A 24,029-nucleotide genomic window follows, 5' to 3' on the forward strand; every position below is an offset into this window, starting at 1 on the left:
TTATGCTTCTTTCCGAAAGAATCGATTATAGACTAAAATCATTGCATACATCATTAAAAAGGAAGAGGTAAAAAAGACAAGCTTGCCCCAAACTGGAATATGGTTAAAATAGCTTGTTTCGTAAAATAAAACAAAAAAGCTAAACGGCAATAAAAATAATAGCCAAATAAAATCTCTATCTTTCAAGACCTTTAGAAAGAATAAAATTCCTCCAATATAGACAAACGTTAAAAACATTGTAATTCACCAAATTCTCTTTCGTACTTTCTTCCATTATATAAGATAGTTAAAAGAAAGCCTAGGTATATTCAATTTAAATATGAAATACCAATCTTTCCGCCTAGTTTTTATCCGTTTATTTACTTCCTTTAAGCTTATCTAGATGAGCAAAGAATGATGGGTATGATACCGATACTGCTTCGCGGTTTTTAATGATTGTTTCACCTTCTGCGATACAAGAAGCAACTGCTAGCATCATGCCAATACGGTGATCTCCATGACTATCTACGCTTGCACCATGCAATGGCGTTCCTCCATGAATAATCATTCCATCTTCCGTTGCCTCAATATTAGCACCCATTTTATTTAGCTCATTAACGACTGTGTCAATTCGATTTGTTTCTTTCACTTTTAATTCAGCTGCATCTTTAATAACTGTTGTTCCTTGAGCCTGAGTTGCAGCTAGTGCGATAATTGGAATTTCATCAATTAAACGAGGAATAAGGTCCCCTCCTACTTCAGTGCCTTTTAAAGGTGCTGACTTTACAACTAAATTCGCAAAAGGTTCTGCTACATCTGTATTTAGATCCTTTTCTTCAATAGACGCACCCATATTAAGTAATACATCTAAAATTCCTGTTCGAGTTGGATTCATACCAACCTTTTTTAATTCAATTTGACTGTTTGAAATAATGGACCCTGCCACTAAGAAGAACGCAGCTGAGGAGATGTCGCCAGGTACTTCAATATGCGTACCTGTTAACGTTTGACCGCCTTCAATTGAAACAGATAAGCCTTCTTCTTTCACTTGAACACCAAAAGCTTCTAGCATACGCTCCGTATGGTCTCTCGACTTCTCTGGCTCAATAACAGTTGTAACACCTTCCGCTTGCAGGCCAGCTAATAAAATTGCTGATTTTACCTGTGCACTAGCTACTGGAGATTTATATGTAATTCCTTTTAAATTTCCCCCTCTTAAAGCAAGAGGAGTAAAATTGCCTTCTTCACGTCCATCCAATTGAATTCCCATGCTACGTAAAGGATCTGTCACTCGCTTCATTGGGCGCTTTGCGATAGACTCATCTCCTATCAGCGTATGATGGTGTGCTGTATTTGATAAAATCCCCATTATTAAACGAATCGTTGTTCCTGAATTTCCAACGTCTAATACTTCAGTGGGCTCTTGTAATCCTTTAATGCCACGACCTTTTACAATAACTGTTTCTTCATTTACAACTTCAATTTCTACGCCTAATTTACGGAAGCAAGAGATGGTACTAAGGCAATCATCACCCGGAAGGAACCCAGAGATGGTTGTTGTTCCTTCTGCAATTGATCCAAACATTACAGATCGATGTGAAATTGATTTATCACCTGGAACTTGAATTGTCCCGTTTAATCCTTGAAGTTTCATGTTCATTCTCCTTTATAATAGTTTATACGTGTAGGGAATCTCTGAATTGTTTAGCATCTGAAAAGTAATGAAATAATTCATGACTATCTCCCTTTTCAAGCAAGCTCTTCACTTGCTCCATTTCTTTCATCCAATCATCCAAAAGCGCTAACAGCGTGTAGCGATTTTGTTTTAAGATATCTCTCCACATGTGTGGGCTACTTGACGCAATCCGCGTAAGATCTCGAAATCCACCTGCTGCCATCTCAGTGATAAGGGTATTCTTTGCTGAGTACCCTTTCACTTGACGAACAAGGCTCGTTGCAATTAAATGAGGTAAATGACTGATAACTCCTGTTACCTGGTCATGTGTAATCGCATCTATAAAAACAAAGTGAGCTTGCGTTGGCGCAAGTAACTGCATAAGCGCATCTATCTTTTGTGGATTTTCGTCTTCAAAAGGGGTTAACATATAGCGAGCTTCATAAAATAGATCTGCTCGTGCATTACTTGCACCACTTTGATGAGACCCAGCCATTGGATGTCCACCAATGAACGTTACTCCTTTTTCTTTTAACAAAAATGCTGCTTCCATTACTGCTGCTTTAGTGCTTCCAACATCTGTTATAACAACATTTTGTTTCAATGTCCACTTTGAAAGAACGTGTATCCAATTAGCTGTCTCTTCTACCGGCGTTGCTAAAATAATATAATCTGCCATTTCAGCTGCTTTTTTTACATCATCTGCTTGTTCATCAATGACTGAATGCATCATTGCTACTCGCATTTCTTCTATATTAATATCTGCTCCCACAATATGCACATTTTCATTCTTTTTAATAGAAAGTGCCAGTGAACCTCCGATAAGACCAACACCAATTAGTAATACACGTTTTTTCACCTTTCATTCTCCTTCATATGTTAAAATTGCGCTGCATGCTTTCGATGCTCATTAATATTTTGTTGCAACAAATTAATACGATCTGAACCAAACTGTTCCACAATAGCCGAAGCTAATTCCCATGCAATAACTGATTCAGCTACAACAGCGGCTGCTGGAACTGCACAACTATCAGAGCGTTCAATGCTGGCTGCAAACGGTTCTTTCGTATCAATATCTACGCTTTGAAGCGGTTTATATAACGTTGGGATTGGCTTCATTACGCCTCGCACAACGATTGGCATTCCAGTAGTCATACCACCTTCTAATCCGCCTGCATTGTTTGTTTTACGCGTGTAACCTTGTTCTTCACTCCATAAAATTTCATCATGTACTTCACTTCCTGGCTTGCGTGCTGCTTCAAACCCAACACCAATTTCTACACCCTTAAAAGCATTTATGCTCATAATGGCTGCTGCAAGTTTTGAATCTAGCTTGCGGTCATAGTGCACATAGCTTCCAACCGCTGTTGGCATCCCTTCTACCACTACTTCTACTACACCGCCAATGCTATCACCGTTTTCTTTTGCTTCATCAATTGCTTTCATCATCTTTTGTCCAGCTTCTTCATCCAAACAACGCACGGGCGATGCTTCTGTTTTTTCTTGTAGATCTCTTAAAGATTGGTATGATGTTTGCTCCGCTTTGACACCGCCAATTTCTAAAACATGACATGCGATATTAACCCCAACAGCTTTTAAAATCTGCTTTGCCACTGCTCCTGTTGCAACGCGAACTGTTGTTTCACGAGCAGATGAACGTTCTAAAACGTTTCTCATGTCACGGTGTCCGTATTTAATTGCACCGTTTAAATCTGCATGTCCTGGTCTTGGTTTTGTAATTTGACGCTTCACTTCCGCATCTTCATCCACAGGGTCCGCTCCCATAATATTTCTCCAGTGCGTAAAATCCTTATTTTCTACTACAAGCGCAATCGGTGAACCTAAAGTAGCACCGTGCCTAACTCCACCTACAATTTGAACGCGGTCTGTTTCGATTTGCATGCGACGACCACGTCCATGACCTTTTTGTCTTCTAGCCAAATCTTCATTAATATGTTCTGCCGTTAATTCAAGCCCCGCTGGTACCCCTTCAACAATTGCTGTTAATTGTGGACCATGTGACTCTCCTGCTGTTAAGTATCTCATCGTTTCCATCCTCCAATTTGTAAAATTCAATCTTTTCACCTAATAAAATAAGCTCGCCCCTCTTTTAAGATAGGGACGAGCTTATTCTCGCGATACCACCCTAGTTGCAAGCTATTTGCACTTACCACCTTCATTGTTTAACGATCAGTCGACCGCTCTTTACAGAGTGCTCAAGGAGTGTACTTCACTCGCACCTTTGTACTGATTTACACCAACCATCAGCTCTCTATAACAGGAAGATGCTCGCTACTAGAGTCCTTTCATTGCATCGCTATATAATTATGATAACTTAACTGCTGCACCCTTTAATTCTTCCATGAAGTCGTGGAATTCAGGAATGTTCATTTGTTGTGCTGAATCTGATAACGCTACAGCTGGATCTGGATGAACTTCAGCCATAACCGCATCTGCACCAATTGCAATTGCAGCTTTTGCACAAGGTAACAATAAGTCTTTACGTCCTGTTGAATGTGTTACATCTACAACAACTGGTAAGTGCGTTTCTTGCTTTAAGATTGGTACTGCTGAGATATCTAATGTGTTACGAGTAGCACGCTCGTATGTGCGGATTCCGCGCTCACAAAGGATGATGTTTCCATTTCCACGAGACATGATGTATTCAGCTGCGTTAATGAATTCTTCAATTGTTGCCGCTAAGCCACGTTTTAGTAAGATTGGCTTGTCAACTGAACCTGCTGCTTTTAATAATTCAAAGTTTTGCATGTTACGTGCACCAATTTGAATTACGTCTACGTACTCTAATGCTGTTTCAATATCTTGTGGTGAAACAATTTCACTAATAATTTGAAGACCTAACTCATCTCCAACTTTACGTAAGATTTGTAAACCTTCTACACCTAAACCTTGGAAATCGTATGGTGATGTACGAGGCTTAAATGCACCTCCACGCATTAGCGTAATGCCTTGTTCTTTTAGAGCTAAACCAACTTGCTTTACCTGCTCGTAGCTTTCTACTGCGCATGGTCCCATAACGAACTGTAAGTTTCCATCTCCAACTTTCGTTCCGTTCACATCGACTACTGTATCCTCAGATTTCTTTTTACGAGATACAAGAAGTGCTTTTCTATGGTCATCTTCTTGAAGCTCTAAGCTTGCCTTGAAAATTTCTTTGAAAATATGTTGAATTGTTGATGCTTCAAATGGTCCGTTATGATTTGCTAAAATGTGATTTAACGATTCACGCTCACGAACTGGATCAAAACGTTTCACACCTTGTGTACCTTTTAATTCTCCAATTTCTTTTGCAATCTCACCACGTTTATTTAATAATTCTAAAATTTCTAAATTTAATTGATCGATTTGTCCACGTAATTGCTCTAAAGTTTTTGTCATTGTTAAAATCCTCCTAGATTTTGTATGTTTTTTTAGTAACTTACTACAGGTCCGCTGAGTGCGGAATATACAAAAAGTCCCTACTGATTGTGTCAGTAGGGACGAATTGATCGCGGTACCACCCTAATTGCAAGCAGATGCTTGCCTCTTCATTATGATAACGGCTATGCCGCTTTTGCTATGCAAAAGTAAGCTCCAAGAATGTAATTCACAACTAGTTTTTGTTCTGACTCGCACCGACCGTCAGCTCTCTGAAACAGGGAAACACGTTGCTACTATGCTCTTTTCATCGCTTTTTTCATTATTTAATTTTCGATAGGGCAGTAAATACAAAAAGTCCCTACTGATCTCACCCTTAAGGTAAGGTCAGTAGGGACGAATTAATCGCGGTACCACCCTAGTTGCAAGCATTTACTTGCCTCTTCATTACGATAACGGCTATGCCGTCTTTTCCTACTAAGAAAAGATGCTCAAGGAATGTACTTCGAATGGTTTTTGTTCTGACTCGCACCGACCGTCAGCTCTCTGAAACAGGGAAACCTTTTCTACTATTGCTCCTATCAACGCTCAATATAACTATGTATGTGTGTTTAAACGTTTGTCTTAACGTTTAGATGATGTTGTGTGATGTTGATTTGTATTATGAATGGTTTTATCTAAATCGTCAATACTTTTTTAGATTTTTTTTCAAAATCTCTCCCATTCTTTTTTCCATACAATTCCTTAAACCATTGAAATACAAGCATATAAAACGCTTTCAATAAACTTATTTTTTTTATAAATAATACTGTTTTTTATCATTCACCTATAAAAAAAAGACCTCAAATGTGAGGCCTAGCTTAAGCAAGAAAAATAGCACCATAGGCCAGAGCACCTACAATAACAATCGCTGGATGAACACGTAACTTCTCCATTAGTACAAAACTTGCAATGATTAAAAATAGCGTCTGCCATACCCCAGAATCTACATAGGAACTCGCAAAGAAATCATAAGCCATAACTCCAAGTAAAACAGCGATAACAGGACGAATAAAATTTGTCATTTTCTTTACGTTTGGTGAATCCTTATACTTATATAAGATCCGCAACAAGACAACTAGCAGTATGACAGAAGGAGCAATTGTAGCTAATAATGAGACAAACGCTCCTAGGATACCTGCTTCTTGATAGCCAATAAAACCTGCCATTTTTGTTGCTATTGGGCCCGGTAATGCATTACCAATTGCCAACATTTCACTAAACTCATTAACCGTTAACCAGCCGTAGCGGTCAACAACTTCTTTTTGAATTAATGGAATTGATGCCGGTCCCCCTCCATAACCTAAAATATTTGATACAAAAAAAGCCATAAACAATTGCCAATAAATCATACAGTTTCCCTCTTTTGTTCCTGAACTTCTTTTTCTTCTTGCTTTCTTTTAACGGGAATCCATGCTGCAACCATTAATAAAATAATAATAATTGCTGGGTGAACATGAATAAACTCCATCAGTATCAAACTTACAAATGCCAGTAAAATAGCTTTTGTCCAACCTAAGCCACCAGTAGATTTTTTTAAGAAATCCCACGTCATAACAGCTAACATAACGCCAACTACAGGTACAACTGCTTTAGTCATTCCCATTACCCATGCCTCGTCTTTAAACTGTGTAAGTGTTGTCAAAAGGAGAACCATAAGCAAGACAGTTGGCGCTACTGCCGCAATTAACGCATTAATCATGCCTAACACTCCACCAACCTGATATCCAATATATCCAGCTAACTTTGTTGCAATAGGACCAGGTAGCGTATTAGCAATTGCTAATACGTCACCAAATTCATCGCTATCCATCCACTTGTATGTATCAACAACCTCTTTTTTAACAAGTGGAATAGCGGACGGACCACCTCCGTAGCCAAGCATACCCGAGCGAAAAAACGCGATAAAAATATGTAATTGCTGCATTTTATACGCTCCTTTCTTTGTTGTAATCTATCCTTAGTACGTTAGAACGGCTCCATCTGTTCGAGACTCCGTTCCTCCAAACAATACCCCTGTTTGAGGATCTCTGCGAATGATTTGCCCTCTACCAAATGAATGACGGCTTGTGGCTACTTGAACATCATGTCCCTTTCTCTCTAGGGCTTCCACAATATAACTTGGCATTTCTTTTTCTACAAGGACGGTTTTATCATTAATCCATTGCCATCTTGGTGCATCTAGTGAGGCTTGAGGATTCAAATCAAAATCAATCATATTCATAATTACTTGAACATGACCTTGAGGCTGCATGAATGCCCCCATTACACCGAATGGACCAACTGCTTGATTATCTTTTGTTAAAAATCCTGGGATAATAGTATGATATGTTCTTTTGCCTGGCTCTAGTCGATTATCGTGATCCTTATCGAGTGAAAAATTATGACCTCGGTTCTGAAGAGCAATTCCTGTTCCTGGAACAACTACGCCCGAGCCAAAGCCCTTATAATTACTTTGAATAAAAGAAACCATGTTCCCTTCATCATCAGCAGTTGCTAAGTAGACGGTTCCACTGTGAAGCGGCTGACCAGCCTCTGGTAACCTTGCATGTTCACCAATTAAAGCTCGACGCTCATCAGCATATTGATCGTTTAACAAATCTTCTACAGCAACCTTCATATACTTAGAATCTGTAATAAATTTCTTTCCATCTGCAAAGGCTAATTTCATCGCTTCAATTTGCTTATGATACGTATCGACTGAATCTTTAGCTTTAAACTCATAGCCTTTTAAGGTATTTAGTGCTAAAAGAGCAATTAAGCCTTGACCATTTGGTGGAATCTCCCAAACATCATAGCCGCGATAAGACACTGAAATTGGCTTAACCCATTCAGGTTGAAAAGCTGCCAAATCCTCTTTTCGAATAAAGCCCCCATGAACTTTAGAAAATGCATCAATTTTTTCAGCAATTCTTCCTCGGTAAAATGATTCAGCTTCCGTTTCCGCAATCTCAATAAGCGTATCTGCATGACTACTGGATGACCACAATTCACCAATTCTTGGTGCCCTGCCATTTGGAGCAAATGTTTCAAACCAACCAGCAAACTCTTCCCCTTTTAATTCTTCTTTAAACTTTTCATATGCAACATTCCAATTGTAACCTAAAATCGGAGATACAGGGAACCCTTCTTGTGCATATGTGATTGCAGGCTGCAGTACTTCTGTTAAAGGAAGCTTTCCAAATCGTTTTGACAGAGCAGCCCAAGCGCTAGGAGCACCGGGTACGGTTACGGGTGTTAAACCATATTCAGGCATTTCACCTGTAATACCTCTTTCTTTTAACGCTTCCATTGAAAGTGATTGAGGAGCATGACCACTAGCATTCAACCCATGTAATTCATCATTAACCCATACAAGAGCAAACGCATCTCCCCCAATTCCATTTGATGTTGGCTCAACTACCGTTAAGCAAGCTGCTGTTGCAATTGCAGCATCAACTGCGTTTCCTCCCTTTTTTAGCATATCTAAACCTGCCTGAGCTGCTAAGGGCTGACTTGTTGCAACCATCCCATTTTTTCCAAATGTACACATTCTTTGTGAAGCGTATGGATGTGTTAAAAAAAATTCATTCATTTCTCCCACTCCTTAAAATGATCTATTTTCACACATTAACCAATTCACTCTCATAAACATCTAAAGCAGCTTGTAAGGCTTTCCCTGCATTGATTAAAGCTCCTTTTCTCAGTAAGACTGCTTCAAGACCTGCAAGCGTATATAGAACGTTATCTTGTCGGCAACTATACCCCATTGTACCTATTCTCCAAATCTTACCGTGAAGAGGACCAAATGAGCTTGCTATTTCAATTCTAAACTGATCTAATAATGTACTGCGAACATCTTCTCCATTAATACCATTTGGAATCATAACGCAGGTCACGGTTGTTAGCTTTGAAATCTCATCACCAAACAGCGATAGCCCCATCGCTTTAATACCTGCAACAAGTGCTTTTTCATGTAATTGATGGCGAGCAAACCTCCTATCTAAACCTTCTTCAAGCAAGATCCGAACTCCTTCATGAAGAGCATATAACATAGAAGTTGCCTCTGTATGATGATTCAGACGACGTTCACTCCAATAATCCTGCAGTTGACTTAAGTCAAAATAGTTACTGATAATATTCGGTCTTGTTCTTATGGCATTATCCGCTTCTGTAGCAATTCCCTTCTCCACTTTTTTCCGTTGAATAATATGACGTTCTACTCGTTCATTATAAGTGATTGGCGCCATTCCCGAAGGTACGGATACACACTTTTGGGTTCCGGCAATAAGTGCATCAATATACCAATCATCTACTTTGACATCTATACCACCAATTGTGGCAACAGCATCAACAACAAATAAAGCATCGTTTTCTCGGCAAGCTTTCCCAATTTCTTTTAACGATTGAACTCGGCCTGTTGATGTTTCACCATGAACCATAGCTACTATTTTAGGGTTTGTTCTCTTAATCTCACGAATAACTTGTTCTGGCTCAAATACGCTTCCCCATTCGCATTCAATATTGTGAACGACTGCTCCATAGCGCTCGGAAATCTCTGTTAATAAGTGACCAAAACGCCCAAAAATAGGCACGAATACTGTATCTCCTGGTTCAATAATACTTGCTAATACCGCTTCAAGCCCAGCTCTTGACGTTCCATCAATTGGAAATGCCCATTTATTTTTAGTTTGGAACAACTCTCGCAGCATTTCCATAGTCTCGTTCATAATGGTTGTAAACGCAGGATCGAATTGACCAAGAATGGGTGTTCCAAGCGCTCTTAGTACCCTAGGGTCTGCTTCTACAGGTCCAGGTGTCATGATTGTTCTTGGTGGAGCATTTAGTGGTTTTTTATTTAGCATCTTAACATCCTCCTAGTAGGCTAATTTGTAAAGTAACTCAATTAATACCTGAATTCCTTTCTCAAGCTGCTCAGCGCTTGTGTATTCTTTAGGTGAATGACTAATTCCATTTTCACTTGGTACAAACAATAAACAAGTGGGTAATTTTCTTCCAAACACTTGTGAATCATGGCCAGCCCCACTCACCATTTTCATGTATGAAATGTTCTTTTCCTCGGAAATACTTTTAGAAATTTCAGATAAATAATTATCCATTTGTACGGGTTTTTCATTCATCCAACGATGAATTTCCGTTGTTACACCTGCATTTATACCAACTTCTTTTAGTATCACATTCATCTCATCTTCAACTTTGTCTAAGACGCCATCTTCACCATGCCTAATATCAATGCTAAAGCTGACTTTTCCAGGTATGACGTTTGGCACGTTAGGTGAAACATCCAGCTTTCCCACCGTCGTGTATAACTTCTCTCCATATTTTTCACTCATGTCTAAGAGAGCGGTAATGAAACGACAACTTGCTGCTAAAGCGTCTTTGCGATGAGTCATCGGTGTTGTTCCAGCATGATTGCTCTCTCCTTGTACGGTTACAGTAAACCTTTTTTGTCCTGCAATACTTGATACAACTCCGATATCAAGCTGCTTTTTTTCAAGCTGCTCGCCTTGCTCAATATGTAGCTCAATAAAATGTGAAATATCTTTTCTGAACGGTTTTTTATAGTGTCCTTTTCCAAATTGATATCGTTCCATCGCTTTCTTTAACGGAATGTTTTCTCGATCTTTAATCTCTTGACTTATATTTTCAGAATTATACAATCCAACGATGTTGCCAGAACCCCAATAGGTTAAAGGAAAGCGACTTCCTTCTTCTTCACAGAGAGACACTACTTCAATTGATTGCTTCGGCATTCCGTGCGTTTCTCGTAAGTACTCTACCGCTATAAGACCTGCGATAATTCCAAACGCTCCGTCATATTTACCTCCATATACAACTGTATCTACGTGTGATCCGACTAAAATTGTTTTATGCTCCTCTTCTATCCCTTGAAGCCTTCCATAAAGATTACCAACATCATCATAGTAAGCAGTTAATTGATTTTGCGTCATTTTCTCTTTTAATGCTTCTTGAGCAGCGTACCATTCTGGTGAATATAGTAAGCGCGTAACACCTTTTTTAGTATCTGCTCCAAATTGAGAAAGCCACTGAAGATCTTTTTCAACTTGTAAGCAGAGCTTTGATTTCCCCTTCATTTCAGCAACCATCTTTCCCACCTCTTTCTTTTCATTTTACGGAATCTAAAAGTAATTTTCATTGACAAATTCTCCAAAAAAAAGGCGTTTTTTTAGCTAATATAACTAATACCACCCAATTAAGTTTGCTACAACTAACAGTATAGCCCCAGCACTCATCCACAGTAGGAAAAGTGGAAGAATAAATTTCACCCAGCGATTCCACCCTACTCCAGCAATCGCTAGCGTAGCCATAAAGTATCCTGATGTAGGGAACAAAATATTGGAAAAGCCATCTCCAAACTGAAAAGCTAGAATAGCTGTTTGTCTCGTAATACCTACTAAGTCTGCTAACGGCGCCATAATTGGCATCATAATAAGTGCTTGCCCACTCCCACTTGGTACAAAGAAATTAAATAAACTTTGCGTAATTAGCATTCCTATTACGGTAACACTTTCAGGAAGTTGTGAAATAACAGTAGAAATCCCATATACAATTGTATCCATGATTTGACCTTCGTTCATCACAACAGCTACGGCTCTAGCAATTCCACAAACCATTGCACCCACTAAAACATCTCGAAACCCCTCGTTAAATGATTCAGCGATTTCTTTAGAACCCATTCCTACAATTAAAGCAGGAATAATTCCCATTGCAATAAAATAGCCCCCTAGTGTCACCATATCCCAACGATACAAAATAACGCCTGCAATCATTCCTATAAAAAACAGAGCCGTTACAATGCCAGCAACCTTTTGTCTATTTGTAACATTACTCTTTAAAGTGTGTGATTTGATAGCATCCTTTGGCTTAGTACGAGTTTTTTCTGCATACCTCATGACATAAGCTATACCAATTATAATGATAATGAGAAAGCAAATTATTCGATAAATCATGCCTGAGTATAAGGGAAGGCCAGCAACCATCTGTGCTGTTCCTACTGTAAAGGGATTTGTAAGAGCCGCTGTAAAACCAGCGATGGTACCACATAATGAAATGGCTGCAGCTGTGACTCGGTCATACCCCAGGGACAGCATAAGTGGCATAATTACTGGGACATAGACAATGGCTAATTCAGGCGTTCCAATAAAGCAGGCTATTAATGCAAAAGTAAACATAAATACTGATATTAGTAGCTTAGGCTTATGAGAGAAGCTCATTGCAATCTTTCCAACCCCAAGTTCAATTACACCTGCTGATCGAAGTGTTACAAATACTCCTCCAATTACAAATGTAAAGAAAATTACTGGAGCTGCTTCAACCATGCCTTGTGGAACAGCTTTTAGCATACCTAGCAAACTTACAGGGCTTGATTCCAATTCCGTATAAGAAGTTGGATCAATCATTTCTCTCCCATCGTCTCCTTGAACCCGGTCATATGTTCCTGCTGGAATTAAATATGTAGCAATAGTCATCACACCAATAATAATAGCTAGCATGAAATAAATATGGGGGAACTCCCTTTTTTTCTTTACCTCTTTTAATGAATGTTCTTTTAAAATTGGTTGAGACATCCAACCCCTCCTTTTGTTATATTTCATAACACGTTACGTTATATAAAATATCTTACAAAAGAAAACATCTGGTTTCATCTACTTTTTATACATTTTTTTCTGAATTTTTTATTTATTTTAACTAACTTATGGTTTAAAATAAGAGTATGTCAATATTTTATGTGACTTTTCATAACAAGGGGTGGGAACATGGAGTTACAAACACTATTAAGCAGTAGACCGTATGCTAGCGCATCTGTTGTAGCTGGAAAAAACGGACTAACAAGAACCGTGCAAAATATCAACATGATGGACGCTCCAGATATTTTGACATTTCTAAAAGAAGGAGAACTACTCGTTACAACAGGCTATCACTTTAAAGAAAAAGAGGAAAACTTATTACAATTAGTAGAGGGAATGGCCAAAAAACAGTGTGCAGGTCTAGCGATAAAAACAAAGCGATTCTTCGAACAGGTACCTTCATCTATTTGTGAACTTGCAGAGAAGCTAAACTTCCCTATTATCGATCTACAAACAGACGAAGCACTGGGCTCCATCATCAACGAATCTTTAAGCTTTATCTTAGATAAAAAGACAAGCGACCTTCAACAAGCAATGATGACTCATCAACTCTTTTCTTCGTACATTCTACAAGGAAACGGTGTTGAAAAAATATTACATTCGCTTCAAACGTTATGCGACGCTCCAGTTGGGCTATTTGACCCTCACGGAAATTTATTGTTTCACACTGAAAAAAAAGAAGAAAAAGAATTATTTTCTTTAGAAAAAATATCTGTTCAGATAAATAATTTTTTTCATCTCAAAGCTAGTTACACTACGTTTTCTGTCACAAAAACCAAACAAGAATTAAGCTTATTCTTAATTCCGACACATACACATAAGAACAATTTTCTAGTTATTTATCGCAGCATGTTGCCAAACGATTCATCATTATTAACAATTGAACAAGCAGCAAATGTCCTTTCTTTTGAAATGATGCGTCAACATGCCTTAAAAGAAGCTGAGCGCCGAAAGAAAAATGAATATTTTCATCAATTAACCCATGAACACTTCAAAAATATAGATGAAGCCACTTATCATGGAAAGCAGATCGGACTCTCTCCTGATAAAAAGTACATTTGTGCGGTTGGAAAAATACCACCACAACACTATACATACACAGATAGCGAAATGATTTACGAGCTCATCGAGTACGAATTATTAAAACAACCTATTCCAAGCTTATTATTTACACAGGATAATCGCTACGTCATTTTATTTTTCCCTGACAGTTATGACAAACACCAATTTATCGCCAACCAGCTTATCCTTATTCAAAAGGTTGTAAAGAGACATTACAAACAAAATTTATGCTTTGGAATAGGAAATCAAAGCCAGACGCTATTAACCGTGATAGATTCATATCAGGAAGCGATTGAAGCACTTGAAAATATTCAAACTACCGATCAAGCAGCTAATATTCAGTTTTATCAACCAAAACAATTCCGAGAACTTTTAAGGCTTATTCCCTCAGCAGACTTAGAAGAATATCACGAAAAAGCGCTAGAAGGGCTTCTTCATTACGACCGGAAAGATCAATCTATTTTGTTAGATACATTATCTACTTATCTAAATTTAAATTGCCAAATATCCGAAACAGCTAAACAACTATTTATTCATAGAAACACCGTTATTTATCGAATTGAAAAGTGTGAAGAAATATTAGGAAAATCAATTCATACACCGGAAGAAACGCTCCGACTACGAATTGCATTTCAAATTCACACGCACTTACACTCTAACTTTATTTAGAAAAGAGCTCTTACATACATGTAAGAGCTTCTTTTTTGAAACTTTTTCATTATGTTTATCGTATATAAAAGAGAGAACTACTAGAGTTGAAAGGGGTATTCATATGAGTGAGCGGAAACAGCTTATTGATAAAGCAAACCGTATTATTAACATTCCTACACATTGGGTACTACAAGTATCCGTAGAATATACCAACGATTCAAAATCTATGTATATTTTTTCCTGGAACAACCCTGAGCATACGGAAGAAGCGATCAACATCATATTTAATGCCAAAACACAAGAAATAAAAGAACTAAACATTTGGGAAGATCACGCTATGAAACCTGGAAATCCGGAGTCTTTATTAATTTATTCAAAGGATTTTCTCCTATATTATACTGACTTACCTAATCTTGATATTTTAAATGTACAGTTACTTCAAGCAGCTACTAAAACTTCTATTTTATTTTTCCAAGAAGAAAAAGCCGAACCAGCGTATTCCTTTATCTTTAACGGCTCTCAATTAACGAAGTTTCTTTGCCATGATGAAATAAATACATACTCTTTATCATCGACTTCTCCGTAAATAACAACAAAAAACTAGCAGCTACTACTAGCTGCTAGTTTTGGTTCATTTTTAATTCAACAGCCTTTATTTTACCAGCCATTGTATGTTTTTTATCTCGTCGATCATCGATACGCAAATTGGTACAGACTCGCTCAATCCCATTTTCAAACGGAACTTCATGTAATTCTTGAACAATCTTCAACAAGAGACTTAGTTCACCTTCAATAAGCGTATTCATCGGAGTTAACTGGTATTCTACTTCCTCTTTATGTTTTTCCAATACTTTCTGAATATCTGCTACGTATTGACTGACGCTGGGTGTTTTAGTCCCTACCGGTATAATCGTTAAATCTACAATCGCCATAGTACTTCTTCCTCCTTTTTCATATTTATCATACCAAAAAGAAACAAGAGTCATACTTATCTTGTTTCAATGCCAAAAAAGGGGAGAGTATATCCTCCCCTTTTTAAAACTTATAGATAACGTTTTGCACCTAAATAACGAGGCTGCCAGTATGAGTTGCTCATAGAGCTAATCATAACACCTTTAGATGATGATGCATGAAGGAATTGACCTCCACCTAAGTAAATTCCCGCATGGCTTGCACCTGGCTGATACGTTTCAAAAAATACAATATCTCCAGGACTTGGTGTGCTAACACGCGTTCCTGTACTGTAAATACTCGCAACTGTACGAGGTAAACTAACTCCTGCAGCGTTACGATATACATAGTTTAAGAATCCACTACAGTCAAACCCACTCGGAGAAGTTCCTCCCCATACGTATGGTGTTCCAATGAAACGTTTACCGTATGAAATTACTTGTGATGCACTAGAACTTGATGGTGTACTAACACTTGGATTAGATGTAGTGTTATTTGAACTTGAGCTAGAACCTAACTTACTCATTGTAGCTGGTCCTGCGATTCCATCTGCTGATAAGCCATTTGCACGTTGGAACGAGCGAACTGCGCTTGTTGTGATTGAGCCATAGTATCCCGTTACCTTTGCAGAGAAATAGCCTTTATTTTTTAATTTTTGTTGCAAGCTACTTACTGACGATCCAGACATACCCTGACGTAAAACAGATGACGTACCTGTTGAAGTTGAGCCTGAACCAGCGCTAGTCCCACCACTTTTCAATTTGTTAAGCGTAGCTGGTCCCGCAATTCCATCTACTGATAGGCCATTCGCACGTTGAAAAGCCATAACTGCATTTTTTGTAACTGAACCGAAATACTGAGTAGTATTTCCCTTGAAATAACCCTTGTTTTTTAACTGCTGTTGTAAAGATTGAACAGCTGCACCTCTAGAACCAACACGTAATAATGTGCTAGATGTGTTCGATGTGCTAGAGCTGCTTCCCAGCAGTTTATTAAATGTGTTCTTACCAGCAATCCCATCTGCTGCTAATCCGTTCGCACGCTGAAAATTCATAACTGCGCTTTTTGTAATTGTCCCATAATAATTTGTAGTTGTTCCGTATGTAAAATAACCCTTGTTTTTTAATTGTTGTTGTAATTGTTTTACATCTGAATTACTCATTCCTGGACGTAAAGTTGTATCACCTAATGCCGCTTCACTAATTGTTGGTACTACTGTTAAAGATCCACATAATGCTAAAGAATATATTAACTTTTTCATAGAAAAGGTTCCTCCATTGTCATAATCTACTAATCTAAGACGTTTACATTGTAACAACACTGTATTACAAAATAACATCACTAATATTACATTTTTGTTACAAGAACCGACATTTTTCTTCCATTTCTGTGTCTACAGAATGACATTTTTAGCACTACATAAGTATATAGATATATTTAATTAACTTTATTTAACATTTAAATTCCTTTTTAGAGGGTAAGGTTGGTTCTAAAATCACCTTTAACATTATGTTTATATTTCAATTATTTTTTTGTATAGTTCGTCGTATTTTTCACAAAACCTGAAACTTTTTTGTTTTTTTTTCGTTTATGCACCTTTTGAGGTGAAGTAGAATGCATAAAATGATAAAACATGGAAAAAAATAGTGTACTGTAGTTACTTAAGTTGATTGGAGGAATACGTAAATGTCTAACAAAGACGGGATTCACGGTACGAACGTAAGTGGAGCTGGTGATTCTGAAGATAAACGATTTACTGAAGGTGAAAATGAACAGACATTAACAACACGTCAAGGACACCCCATTCGTGATAATCAAAACAGTCGCACAGTCGGAAATCGCGGCCCTGCTACTTTAGAGAACTATCAACTAATTGAAAAGCTAGCCCATTTCGATAGAGAGCGCATACCAGAGCGTGTAGTTCACGCTAGAGGAACCGGTGCTCACGGGTACTTTGAAACATACGGAAAAGTAGGTAACGAACCTGTAGAGAACTACACGCGTGCAAAGGTTTTTTCAGGAGCAGGTAAACAAACTCCTGTATTTGTACGTTTTTCTACTGTTACTCATGGAAAAGATTCTCCAGAAACGATGCGTGACCCTCGAGGCTTTGCCGTTAAATTTTACACTGAGGATGGAAATTGGGACTTGGTTGGAAATAACTTAAAAATCTTTTTCATCCGCGATGCAATTAAATTCCCAGACCTTATCCACTCATTTAAACCAGACCCTGTAACTAACAGACAAGATACGGAACGAATTTTCGATTTCATTTGTCAAACGCCTGAATCAATGCATATGATTACCTTTTTGTTTTCTCCATGGGGTATTCCAGCTAATTACCGTCAAATGCAGGGCTCAGGAGTTAATACATATAAATGGGTAAATAAAAATGGTGATGCCTTTTTAGTTAAATATCACTGGGAGCCAAAACAAGGTATTAAAAATCTTACTCAAAGCGAAGCAGAAGCTATTCAGGCAAAGAATATTAGTCACGCTACGCAAGATTTATATGAAGCAATTGAAAAGGGAGATTATCCAGAATGGGAACTTTGTATGCAAATAATGGAGGATGGCGAGCATCCCGAACTGGATTTTGATCCTTTAGATGATACAAAGATTTGGCCTGAAGATCAATTTCCATTTCTGCCTGTAGGCAAAATGGTTCTTAATAAAAACCCCAAAAATGTATTTGCTGAAACGGAGCAAGTGTCGTTCGGAACTGGTGTATTAGTAGATGGCCTTGACTTCTCTGATGACAAAATGCTTCAAGGTAGAACGTTCTCCTACTCAGATACTCAGCGTCATCGGGTTGGTGCGAATTATTTACAGCTTCCAATTAATGCGCCCAAAAAACATGTAGCAACAAATCAGCGAGACGGTCAAATGGCTTACCATGTGGATGAAGCTCCAAGCCAAAATCCTCATGTTAACTATGAACCTTCGCTATTAGGTGGTCTAAAAGAAGCAACAGACAGACCTAAGCCTCATCAACCTAAAGTAGAGGGGCATCTTAAAAAAGAAAAAATTGAACGTACAAATGATTTTAAACAAGCTGGTGAGCGCTATCGTTTACTCGAAGAATGGGAGCGTAAAGATTTAATCCAAAACCTTGTAGACGGACTTAAGCCTTGTCATCAACAGATTCAACAGCGTATGATTGAGCTTTTGACAAAGTGCGACAAAGACTATGGTCGACAAGTGGCAGCTGGTATTGGCTTTACGATGAACGATGACGGCACCTATGATATGGAAGCTGGATCTGAAATCACTCCATCATTTGGTGAATTTCCAGCTGAAGGGGGTTCTCCTTTAGGTAGTAATAAGGCTTCTGATGCTGTGCAAGAAGCTGAGCAAAAAGGGCACGATGCTCACCCTTATTAATCATATTTAAGCTAAAAAAAGACACCCTAGTAGTAGGGTGTCTTTTTTAATCGAAACGGTATTACCATTTGACAGCAAACACGCGGTAATCATGTTTTAGCTGTGGCGCATTATACGGTTCGCCATATAAATATCCTTCGCACACCATTGCCGGCTGCAGTGGTGCAACCCACTGTTCAACCTCTTTTACTGTGCTATCTGTTAAAATATACACACATTCAGAAACTGGTCCATCACTGTTAACATGATCGACTTGTAGTACTTCCACTAACACATCTTGGACACACGTCTTATTCTGAATTGACATAAGCGTATGATACGTAAGACCCATTGGTAGCTTTGCTTTCATTCGAAAATGCAAACTACTTTCGTCGAAGAAAGATGCTAAGGATACAATTGGTAACGTCTTGTTTTGCTCATACGCTTGAGATAGAATCTTGACTAAAACTTCCTCACTCAAGACGATCCCTCTTTCTAAAAAAACGCTTCATCACAATACATGCGAACATTGTCTAATTATGTTCATAGGATATTATACTACCACATTTTCTAATAACGTGTACTATTTTTTTTTGAAATCCAAATAGAATTTGTTACCACCTACTTCTTTCTACTCCCCGCAACTCTAGCAATTATTAATAAAACAAAAACCAAAACGAATACTCCCGCTCCGACAAACATTTCATATAAGAAGTTAACCACCTGCGTATCCCCCTTTTATTCATAGCAAAAAGAACGCCATCAAAACAGCGTTCTATCGCGACTGATTAAAGAAAGCCTAACATATTTACAAATACAATGATGATTAATACAGGAGCTACATAGCGAATTACTAGTAACCAAAGTGCAAACCACTTTTTCACGTTGTTAGAACCTTGTTGAAACTCTTCAATCAAGACAGCTTTCTTCATCTTCCAAGGTACAAACAGTGCTAAAAGCAAGCAGCCTAACGGCATTAAAATATTACTTACTAAAAAATCGGCAGCATCGAAAATTGATTTACCAAAAACCATTACGTCTGCTAACGGTCCAAACGAAAGCGCTGATGGTATACCGACAATGAAAATTAATACTCCAGATATCCATGACAACTTAACACGCTTACCAGATTTCCCTTTTGCTAACGATGCCACAATAATCTCAAGCATTGAGAAAGCCGATGTTAAAGTTGCAAATAAAAATAGCGCTAAAAACAGTGTTTGGAATACTAATCCAAAAGGAAGTTGTTCAAATATGGTAGGTAAAACTACAAATAGTAGCCCAGGTCCTTCTGCAGGCTCTCCTCCCATTGAAAAAACTGCGGGGAAAATTGCAAGACCGGCTAATAGAGATATAACAATATTTAAACCAGCAATAGAAACTGCAGACTTGGGCAAATTCTGTTGCTTTGTTAAGTATGAGCTATACGTTACCATTACCGAAACACCCACACTTAATGAAAAGAATGCCTGACCCATCGCAAATAAAATGGCTTCAGACGTTAGATTTTTAAAATCTGGATAAAGGAAAAACTTCACGCCTTCCATTGCGCCATCTAACGTTAAAGAGCGAATAATAATAGCTATAAACAGCACGAACAGCGCAGGCATTAAAATGTTATTTGCTTTTTCAATCCCGTTTTGAATTCCTCTTGATACTACAATAATGGTCAGAAGTAAAAATAAGAACTGTGCAATTACAGCGCTCACCGGATTAGCAATTGTGCTCCCAAATAACTCACTGTAGTCTTTCACTCCACTAAGACCACCTGTTACACTAGCAAATAAGTATTGTAAAATCCATCCGCCAACTACGCTATAAAATGATAGCAAAATAAAGCACGTAATAACCCCTAGATAGCCAATTCCCTTCCACATGGATTTGGGTGCTACAGCGTCATAAGCACGAATCGCTTCTTTTTGGGTATGACGTCCCAATACGAACTCTGCTAGTAATAAAGGAAGACCAATAATAGCTGTAAACAGAATAAATAGAAGAAAAAATGCTCCTCCCCCACTTGTTCCTGCTACATAAGGAAGCTTCCAAATAGCTCCAATTCCGATAGCGGAACCAGCCGAAGCTAAAATAAAGCCAATTTTTGATGTCCATTGTTCCTGTTGACTCATCTCATCTCACCATTCTCTATATTTTTTCTGATTTGTCATACTATATCACACAACTTTGGTTCCGAAAAGGTTTTTTATTGTTTTCCTGTAAAAGCTATGGTATGAATAATACAAAGAGTAAACGTTTAAAGTAAAAATACTCCTTACTTTTTCTAAAAGTTTTACAATTAGAGGTACAAGTGATGACAAATCAACAAGAAAACAAAAAAGAATGCTTATATAAGTTTCACAATTTTATTTTAGTTCAATGCCCAAGCTGTCAACTTTGTGCTCGCATCACATCAGTTAGCCATATTAACGGGTTACATCAGTGTAACTGCTCAAACTGCGGCTATAACGATAAGGTTTCACATAAAATGGAAACTTCTTTTGAAATTAAAGAAGGCTTTGATCCCTTTTTTAACTTACCTTTGTATTTAAAAACATCTTGTCCAAATCATTTACTATGGGCATATAACTTAGAACACTTACAATACATTGAATCGTATGTTAAAGTCGGCCACCCAAGACATATTCCTGAGCCTGACTTATTCCATGTCTACGTTCCTAGCTGGGTTACAAGCAGTGAAGATCAAAAAGAAGCGCTAGCTAAAATTGAACAGCTCAAATTTAGTGTTTTTCATTCCAAAAAGTAGCCAGTAATCATAGCTGACTACTTTTTAGTTTGTTTTATATTCCCTTCTGTAATCGCCTGCTTTGTCAAATTCATCTGCGCTTCCTACAAAGAAAAATTCAATTGTATAATTAGTATTTTCGGTGCCTTCCGTTGCTCCATGAATCATTTTTCCTGGTTTTAACTCTTTTCTCTCGCCGCCGTCGCTTACATAATAATATTTATTAGTAGCCCAACCTTCATGTGTAAGCAACGTTTTTGTTCGGCTTCTCCCGTTTCTATCGACATGAAAAACTGTATAATCTCCTTCCATTTCTGTAGGCTGCCCATTATCTTTATCGTATTCAACCGCCACCCAGCCTCTATATCCATCCGGAATTAAATAAAGGCTTGGCCTAGCTGTTTCATTTGAACGACTACAACTAATTAATAGGATAATCGTAAAGCTTAACAACAAAAATCTCTTTTTCATTTATTCACCCTCTTTATTTTATTAAGTATAAAAGGCTGTATTTAGTGTTTGTTTCGCGTACAAAACTATGCGAAACAAAGTAAGAAAAATATATGCGGGATGATACTTTCTCAAAAGAATTATTTTTATGAGTTTTTCACATAATAAAAACAAGACTTTGAATAGTGGAGGAAAGCACATGGGCTATCTGTTTTTATTTATTTTGCTGTTTGTGATTCCTTTTTATATGCAGCAACGAATTGTTCAAGCTGATCGAGCTCACACAAAAGAGCTTCTTGATGGAGAGCAATCCCAAATACAAAAAAGCGATTCCCCTTAATTAAGGAATCGCCTTTGTCTATTTTGCATCCTTTAAAACTTTAAGTGAAGTTAATAAGTTAAACTTCCTGCAACAATAAAGCCAACGGCAACTGCAGCAGCAAACAAAGCAAAGCCAACGGCAATATTACCTTCTTCCACTTTCTTTGCCAAGTTTGTTTTAGGTGTCATAATGTATTCAATAATCCAATAAGCAATTACCTGTGTTGCAATTCCTACTATCCCCCAAACAGCTGCATCAATTAAGTTAAAACTATTGCTCCACACGGTATAGATAACAATTGCAAGACCAATTCCTTTTCCCCATAACTTAAGTGCAACGGCCAGATTGCCTTTTCTAATAAGTTCACGGTCATTGAACTTTGTTGTTAATTCAAATACGATGATTCCAATAAACAACAAAAGTAAACCTACAACTACGTGAGCTAGAAAGCTACCAATACTTCCCCATTCAATCCATTCAGTCAACGCCATTTTTTTTATCCTCACTTTCATTTTTTAGTCCAATTGGCAAGTAATACGATGCATTATCTGTAATCTGATTTCCTGCTCGAATACCAACTGCACTTGGCCTTCCGTTTAATAAAAAACACCCGTACATAATGTGCGCAGTTTGCTTTCCTTTCTCAGTGACGACTTCTGCTATGTCAAGTTCTAAGAATTGTTGATAAACAGGCACTTCATCTTCATACGTTCTTTGAGCGTCTTCAGCTACTTTTTTACCTGAACCTTTATATATTTCAACCGTATCACCCTCACGGCCAAACGAAGGTTTTTTTACATAAGCCATTTGATTCTGTATAAAAATGTCTTCTTCTAAATATGTAGGTAAGAAATAAGTATAAATCCATTCATGCTCTTCTTTTGTAAAAAATGAGTGATTTTGCTCATGTAGCCCCCAAATCACAACTTGAACTGCTTTCGATTGCAGTAAAAATGCAGATAATGGATTGATAATAGCGAGCTGCTTATCTTTTACAAGCTTTAAAAGCATCTCACCAACGCCTTCATCTGTAACTGGATCTCTATCGTTCACTAAGTGCTCAATGGGGTAAGTTTGTCGATACAGAACATCAATTTTTTGCCCATGTGTATCATATAATCCTGGCTCTAAAATAAGCTCTTCATTTTCATATATTGGCTCATCTACAATTCTAAGCTTATCTAACGGTTCATACCTTGCTTTTACATTTGCTTTTTCCATTAAGTATGTTGTTGTCCACTTATCTTCTTTATGGTCACTATGCGATGAAAAAACAACATGCGGATACGTCGTCTTCCCAAGTTCTTCATAAGCTTTAAAAATAGCTTCTGTTAACACACGAGATAAATGTTCTTCTTCATTTAGATTAGGATCATGTAACCCAAAATGCTCGCAAACACGACGGTTCACGTGGAATAATTCTTTAATAAAAGTAGGCGTGTCGGCATTCAATTCCATTACTTTGATACCAGATTCGTTAACAATGAAATCAATTCGAGAAATCACAGTTTCTATTTCCATAGTCTGAAGCCGAATATAAGGTAACACTTCTTTCGGAAATCCTAATGATTGCAACGTCTTATCGTCAAGCTTTCGCAAAAGATGAGCTGTTTTAAAAAACACATGCCCTACTCGATCTGCAGCGGTTTTAATCTGCATAATTTTTTCTTTTTTTTCCACTTTTATATCGTATAAAGCATACTCTTCATCATATAAATCATGCCAAAACGATTCAATATTTTCATAAAATTGTTTGCGTATATCGGCCAT

Annotated in this window: 23 protein-coding genes and 3 other annotated features; of the genes, 5 read left to right on the plus strand and 18 right to left on the minus strand. The window is 37.7% G+C overall.

The genetic code is table 11. The features are described 5' to 3' along the window. The 11 genes from EPL02_RS12725 to EPL02_RS12775 all read right to left on the minus strand — a co-directional run bounded on the left by EPL02_RS12725 (window position 1) and on the right by EPL02_RS12775 (window position 12,660). Window positions 1-237 carry a hypothetical protein gene (locus EPL02_RS12725; protein WP_094910448.1) on the minus strand — a complete coding sequence of 79 codons (237 nt, stop codon included), beginning with the start codon at window positions 235-237 and terminating at the stop codon, window positions 1-3. 118 nt (window positions 238-355) lie between these two features. Beyond that, window positions 356-1,639: a 3-phosphoshikimate 1-carboxyvinyltransferase gene (gene aroA, locus EPL02_RS12730; protein WP_434223145.1), complete on the minus strand. Its 1,284-nt coding sequence runs from the start codon at window positions 1,637-1,639 to the stop codon at window positions 356-358. Window positions 1,640-1,655: 16 nt separating this feature from the next. Beyond that, window positions 1,656-2,513: a prephenate dehydrogenase gene (locus EPL02_RS12735; protein ID WP_131887914.1), complete on the minus strand. Its 858-nt coding sequence runs from the start codon at window positions 2,511-2,513 to the stop codon at window positions 1,656-1,658. A 20-nt stretch (window positions 2,514-2,533) separates the two neighbouring features. After that, on the minus strand, window positions 2,534-3,700 hold the full coding sequence (aroC, locus tag EPL02_RS12740; protein WP_094910451.1) for a chorismate synthase: 1,167 nt from the start codon (window positions 3,698-3,700) through the stop codon (window positions 2,534-2,536). Window positions 3,701-3,768: 68 nt separating this feature from the next. After that, window positions 3,769-3,973, minus strand: a binding site (T-box leader). 6 nt (window positions 3,974-3,979) lie between these two features. Further along, on the minus strand, window positions 3,980-5,053 hold the full coding sequence (locus tag EPL02_RS12745) for a bifunctional 3-deoxy-7-phosphoheptulonate synthase/chorismate mutase (RefSeq protein WP_094910452.1): 1,074 nt from the start codon (window positions 5,051-5,053) through the stop codon (window positions 3,980-3,982). Between the two features lie 94 nt (window positions 5,054-5,147). Beyond that, window positions 5,148-5,352 (minus strand) — a binding site (T-box leader). A 69-nt stretch (window positions 5,353-5,421) separates the two neighbouring features. Beyond that, window positions 5,422-5,626: a binding site (T-box leader), on the minus strand. 266 nt (window positions 5,627-5,892) lie between these two features. Next, window positions 5,893-6,423, minus strand: coding sequence for a chromate transporter (locus EPL02_RS12750; protein ID WP_094910453.1), 531 nt, complete (start codon window positions 6,421-6,423; stop codon window positions 5,893-5,895). Continuing rightward, complete coding sequence (locus EPL02_RS12755; protein WP_131887915.1) at window positions 6,420-6,998, minus strand: chromate transporter; 579 nt, start codon at window positions 6,996-6,998, stop codon at window positions 6,420-6,422. Before EPL02_RS12755 ends, EPL02_RS12750 begins: the two co-directional genes overlap by 4 nt. Window positions 6,999-7,031: 33 nt before the next feature. Further along, the gene (locus EPL02_RS12760; RefSeq protein ID WP_131887916.1) at window positions 7,032-8,645 is read right to left on the minus strand and encodes a gamma-glutamyltransferase family protein; all 1,614 of its coding nucleotides are present in this window, start codon (window positions 8,643-8,645) and stop codon (window positions 7,032-7,034) included. A 28-nt stretch (window positions 8,646-8,673) separates the two neighbouring features. Next, the gene (locus tag EPL02_RS12765) at window positions 8,674-9,915 is read right to left on the minus strand and encodes a pyridoxal-phosphate-dependent aminotransferase family protein (RefSeq protein ID WP_094910456.1); all 1,242 of its coding nucleotides are present in this window, start codon (window positions 9,913-9,915) and stop codon (window positions 8,674-8,676) included. A gap of 12 nt (window positions 9,916-9,927) precedes the next feature. Beyond that, window positions 9,928-11,178, minus strand: coding sequence for an allantoate deiminase (gene allC / locus EPL02_RS12770; protein WP_131887917.1), 1,251 nt, complete (start codon window positions 11,176-11,178; stop codon window positions 9,928-9,930). A 93-nt stretch (window positions 11,179-11,271) separates the two neighbouring features. Next, window positions 11,272-12,660, minus strand: a complete 1,389-nt coding sequence (locus EPL02_RS12775) for a YfcC family protein (protein ID WP_286175428.1) — start codon at window positions 12,658-12,660, stop codon at window positions 11,272-11,274. Between the two features lie 189 nt (window positions 12,661-12,849). Here EPL02_RS12775 and EPL02_RS12780 point away from each other — a divergent pair, with 189 nt between their 5' ends. Together EPL02_RS12780 and EPL02_RS12785 are read left to right on the plus strand one after the other, a co-directional pair. Next, on the plus strand, window positions 12,850-14,451 hold the full coding sequence (locus tag EPL02_RS12780; RefSeq protein WP_094910459.1) for a PucR family transcriptional regulator: 1,602 nt from the start codon (window positions 12,850-12,852) through the stop codon (window positions 14,449-14,451). A 103-nt stretch (window positions 14,452-14,554) separates the two neighbouring features. After that, window positions 14,555-15,019, plus strand: a complete 465-nt coding sequence (locus EPL02_RS12785) for a YcdB/YcdC domain-containing protein (RefSeq protein ID WP_094910460.1) — start codon at window positions 14,555-14,557, stop codon at window positions 15,017-15,019. 34 nt (window positions 15,020-15,053) lie between these two features. Here EPL02_RS12785 and EPL02_RS12790 read toward each other — a convergent pair whose 3' ends face one another. Both EPL02_RS12790 and EPL02_RS12795 read right to left on the minus strand, forming a co-directional pair. Further along, window positions 15,054-15,365 (minus strand): MTH1187 family thiamine-binding protein, encoded by a 312-nt coding sequence (locus EPL02_RS12790; RefSeq protein WP_094910461.1) that lies wholly within the window; start codon window positions 15,363-15,365, stop codon window positions 15,054-15,056. A 110-nt stretch (window positions 15,366-15,475) separates the two neighbouring features. Beyond that, window positions 15,476-16,645 carry a C40 family peptidase gene (locus EPL02_RS12795; protein ID WP_131887919.1) on the minus strand — a complete coding sequence of 390 codons (1,170 nt, stop codon included), beginning with the start codon at window positions 16,643-16,645 and terminating at the stop codon, window positions 15,476-15,478. A 425-nt stretch (window positions 16,646-17,070) separates the two neighbouring features. Here EPL02_RS12795 and EPL02_RS12800 point away from each other — a divergent pair, with 425 nt between their 5' ends. Beyond that, window positions 17,071-18,768 (plus strand): catalase, encoded by a 1,698-nt coding sequence (locus EPL02_RS12800; RefSeq protein WP_131887920.1) that lies wholly within the window; start codon window positions 17,071-17,073, stop codon window positions 18,766-18,768. A 61-nt stretch (window positions 18,769-18,829) separates the two neighbouring features. On the opposite strand, the gene EPL02_RS12805 is transcribed toward EPL02_RS12800, so the two are convergent. Further along, window positions 18,830-19,228 (minus strand): hypothetical protein, encoded by a 399-nt coding sequence (locus EPL02_RS12805; protein ID WP_094910464.1) that lies wholly within the window; start codon window positions 19,226-19,228, stop codon window positions 18,830-18,832. A gap of 307 nt (window positions 19,229-19,535) precedes the next feature. Beyond that, window positions 19,536-20,873 carry a sodium-dependent transporter gene (locus tag EPL02_RS12810; protein ID WP_131887921.1) on the minus strand — a complete coding sequence of 446 codons (1,338 nt, stop codon included), beginning with the start codon at window positions 20,871-20,873 and terminating at the stop codon, window positions 19,536-19,538. A 182-nt stretch (window positions 20,874-21,055) separates the two neighbouring features. Here EPL02_RS12810 and EPL02_RS12815 point away from each other — a divergent pair, with 182 nt between their 5' ends. Next, on the plus strand, window positions 21,056-21,508 hold the full coding sequence (locus tag EPL02_RS12815) for a hypothetical protein (RefSeq protein ID WP_131887922.1): 453 nt from the start codon (window positions 21,056-21,058) through the stop codon (window positions 21,506-21,508). 24 nt (window positions 21,509-21,532) lie between these two features. Here the strand turns inward: EPL02_RS12815 and EPL02_RS12820 are convergent, their stop codons facing one another. Beyond that, entirely contained in the window at window positions 21,533-21,958 is a 426-nt protein-coding gene (locus EPL02_RS12820; RefSeq protein ID WP_094910467.1) for a DUF6843 domain-containing protein, read from the minus strand. A gap of 178 nt (window positions 21,959-22,136) precedes the next feature. Between EPL02_RS12820 and EPL02_RS20920 the strand changes: the two genes are divergently transcribed. Further along, window positions 22,137-22,277 (plus strand): hypothetical protein, encoded by a 141-nt coding sequence (locus tag EPL02_RS20920; protein ID WP_165932570.1) that lies wholly within the window; start codon window positions 22,137-22,139, stop codon window positions 22,275-22,277. Window positions 22,278-22,327: 50 nt separating this feature from the next. Here EPL02_RS20920 and EPL02_RS12825 read toward each other — a convergent pair whose 3' ends face one another. After that, window positions 22,328-22,744 (minus strand): DUF350 domain-containing protein, encoded by a 417-nt coding sequence (locus EPL02_RS12825; protein WP_131888474.1) that lies wholly within the window; start codon window positions 22,742-22,744, stop codon window positions 22,328-22,330. Further along, window positions 22,737-24,029, minus strand: a complete 1,293-nt coding sequence (locus EPL02_RS12830; protein ID WP_131887923.1) for a glutathionylspermidine synthase family protein — start codon at window positions 24,027-24,029, stop codon at window positions 22,737-22,739. Before EPL02_RS12830 ends, EPL02_RS12825 begins: the two co-directional genes overlap by 8 nt.

Source organism: Bacillus sp. CBEL-1, assembly GCF_004348885.1.
Lineage (GTDB): Bacteria > Bacillota > Bacilli > Bacillales > Bacillaceae_H > Priestia > Priestia aryabhattai_A.

Excerpts from the sequence above, each read along its gene's own strand:
- EPL02_RS12725 (WP_094910448.1), bottom strand. The coding sequence starts at position 237 with ATGTTTTTAACGTTTGTCTATATTGGAGGAATTTTATTCTTTCTAAAG.
- aroA (WP_434223145.1), bottom strand. The coding sequence starts at position 1,639 with ATGAACATGAAACTTCAAGGATTAAACGGGACAATTCAAGTTCCAGGT.
- aroC (WP_094910451.1), bottom strand. The coding sequence starts at position 3,700 with ATGAGATACTTAACAGCAGGAGAGTCACATGGTCCACAATTAACAGCA.
- EPL02_RS12745 (WP_094910452.1), bottom strand. The coding sequence starts at position 5,053 with ATGACAAAAACTTTAGAGCAATTACGTGGACAAATCGATCAATTAAAT.
- EPL02_RS12750 (WP_094910453.1), bottom strand. The coding sequence starts at position 6,423 with ATGATTTATTGGCAATTGTTTATGGCTTTTTTTGTATCAAATATTTTA.
- EPL02_RS12755 (WP_131887915.1), bottom strand. The coding sequence starts at position 6,998 with ATGCAGCAATTACATATTTTTATCGCGTTTTTTCGCTCGGGTATGCTT.
- EPL02_RS12760 (WP_131887916.1), bottom strand. The coding sequence starts at position 8,645 with ATGAATGAATTTTTTTTAACACATCCATACGCTTCACAAAGAATGTGT.
- EPL02_RS12765 (WP_094910456.1), bottom strand. The coding sequence starts at position 9,915 with ATGCTAAATAAAAAACCACTAAATGCTCCACCAAGAACAATCATGACA.
- allC (WP_131887917.1), bottom strand. The coding sequence starts at position 11,178 with ATGGTTGCTGAAATGAAGGGGAAATCAAAGCTCTGCTTACAAGTTGAA.
- EPL02_RS12775 (WP_286175428.1), bottom strand. The coding sequence starts at position 12,660 with ATGTCTCAACCAATTTTAAAAGAACATTCATTAAAAGAGGTAAAGAAA.
- EPL02_RS12780 (WP_094910459.1), top strand. The coding sequence starts at position 12,850 with ATGGAGTTACAAACACTATTAAGCAGTAGACCGTATGCTAGCGCATCT.
- EPL02_RS12785 (WP_094910460.1), top strand. The coding sequence starts at position 14,555 with ATGAGTGAGCGGAAACAGCTTATTGATAAAGCAAACCGTATTATTAAC.
- EPL02_RS12790 (WP_094910461.1), bottom strand. The coding sequence starts at position 15,365 with ATGGCGATTGTAGATTTAACGATTATACCGGTAGGGACTAAAACACCC.
- EPL02_RS12795 (WP_131887919.1), bottom strand. The coding sequence starts at position 16,645 with ATGAAAAAGTTAATATATTCTTTAGCATTATGTGGATCTTTAACAGTA.
- EPL02_RS12800 (WP_131887920.1), top strand. The coding sequence starts at position 17,071 with ATGTCTAACAAAGACGGGATTCACGGTACGAACGTAAGTGGAGCTGGT.
- EPL02_RS12810 (WP_131887921.1), bottom strand. The coding sequence starts at position 20,873 with ATGAGTCAACAGGAACAATGGACATCAAAAATTGGCTTTATTTTAGCT.
- EPL02_RS12815 (WP_131887922.1), top strand. The coding sequence starts at position 21,056 with ATGACAAATCAACAAGAAAACAAAAAAGAATGCTTATATAAGTTTCAC.
- EPL02_RS12820 (WP_094910467.1), bottom strand. The coding sequence starts at position 21,958 with ATGAAAAAGAGATTTTTGTTGTTAAGCTTTACGATTATCCTATTAATT.
- EPL02_RS20920 (WP_165932570.1), top strand. The coding sequence starts at position 22,137 with ATGGGCTATCTGTTTTTATTTATTTTGCTGTTTGTGATTCCTTTTTAT.
- EPL02_RS12830 (WP_131887923.1), bottom strand. The coding sequence starts at position 24,029 with ATGGCCGATATACGCAAACAATTTTATGAAAATATTGAATCGTTTTGG.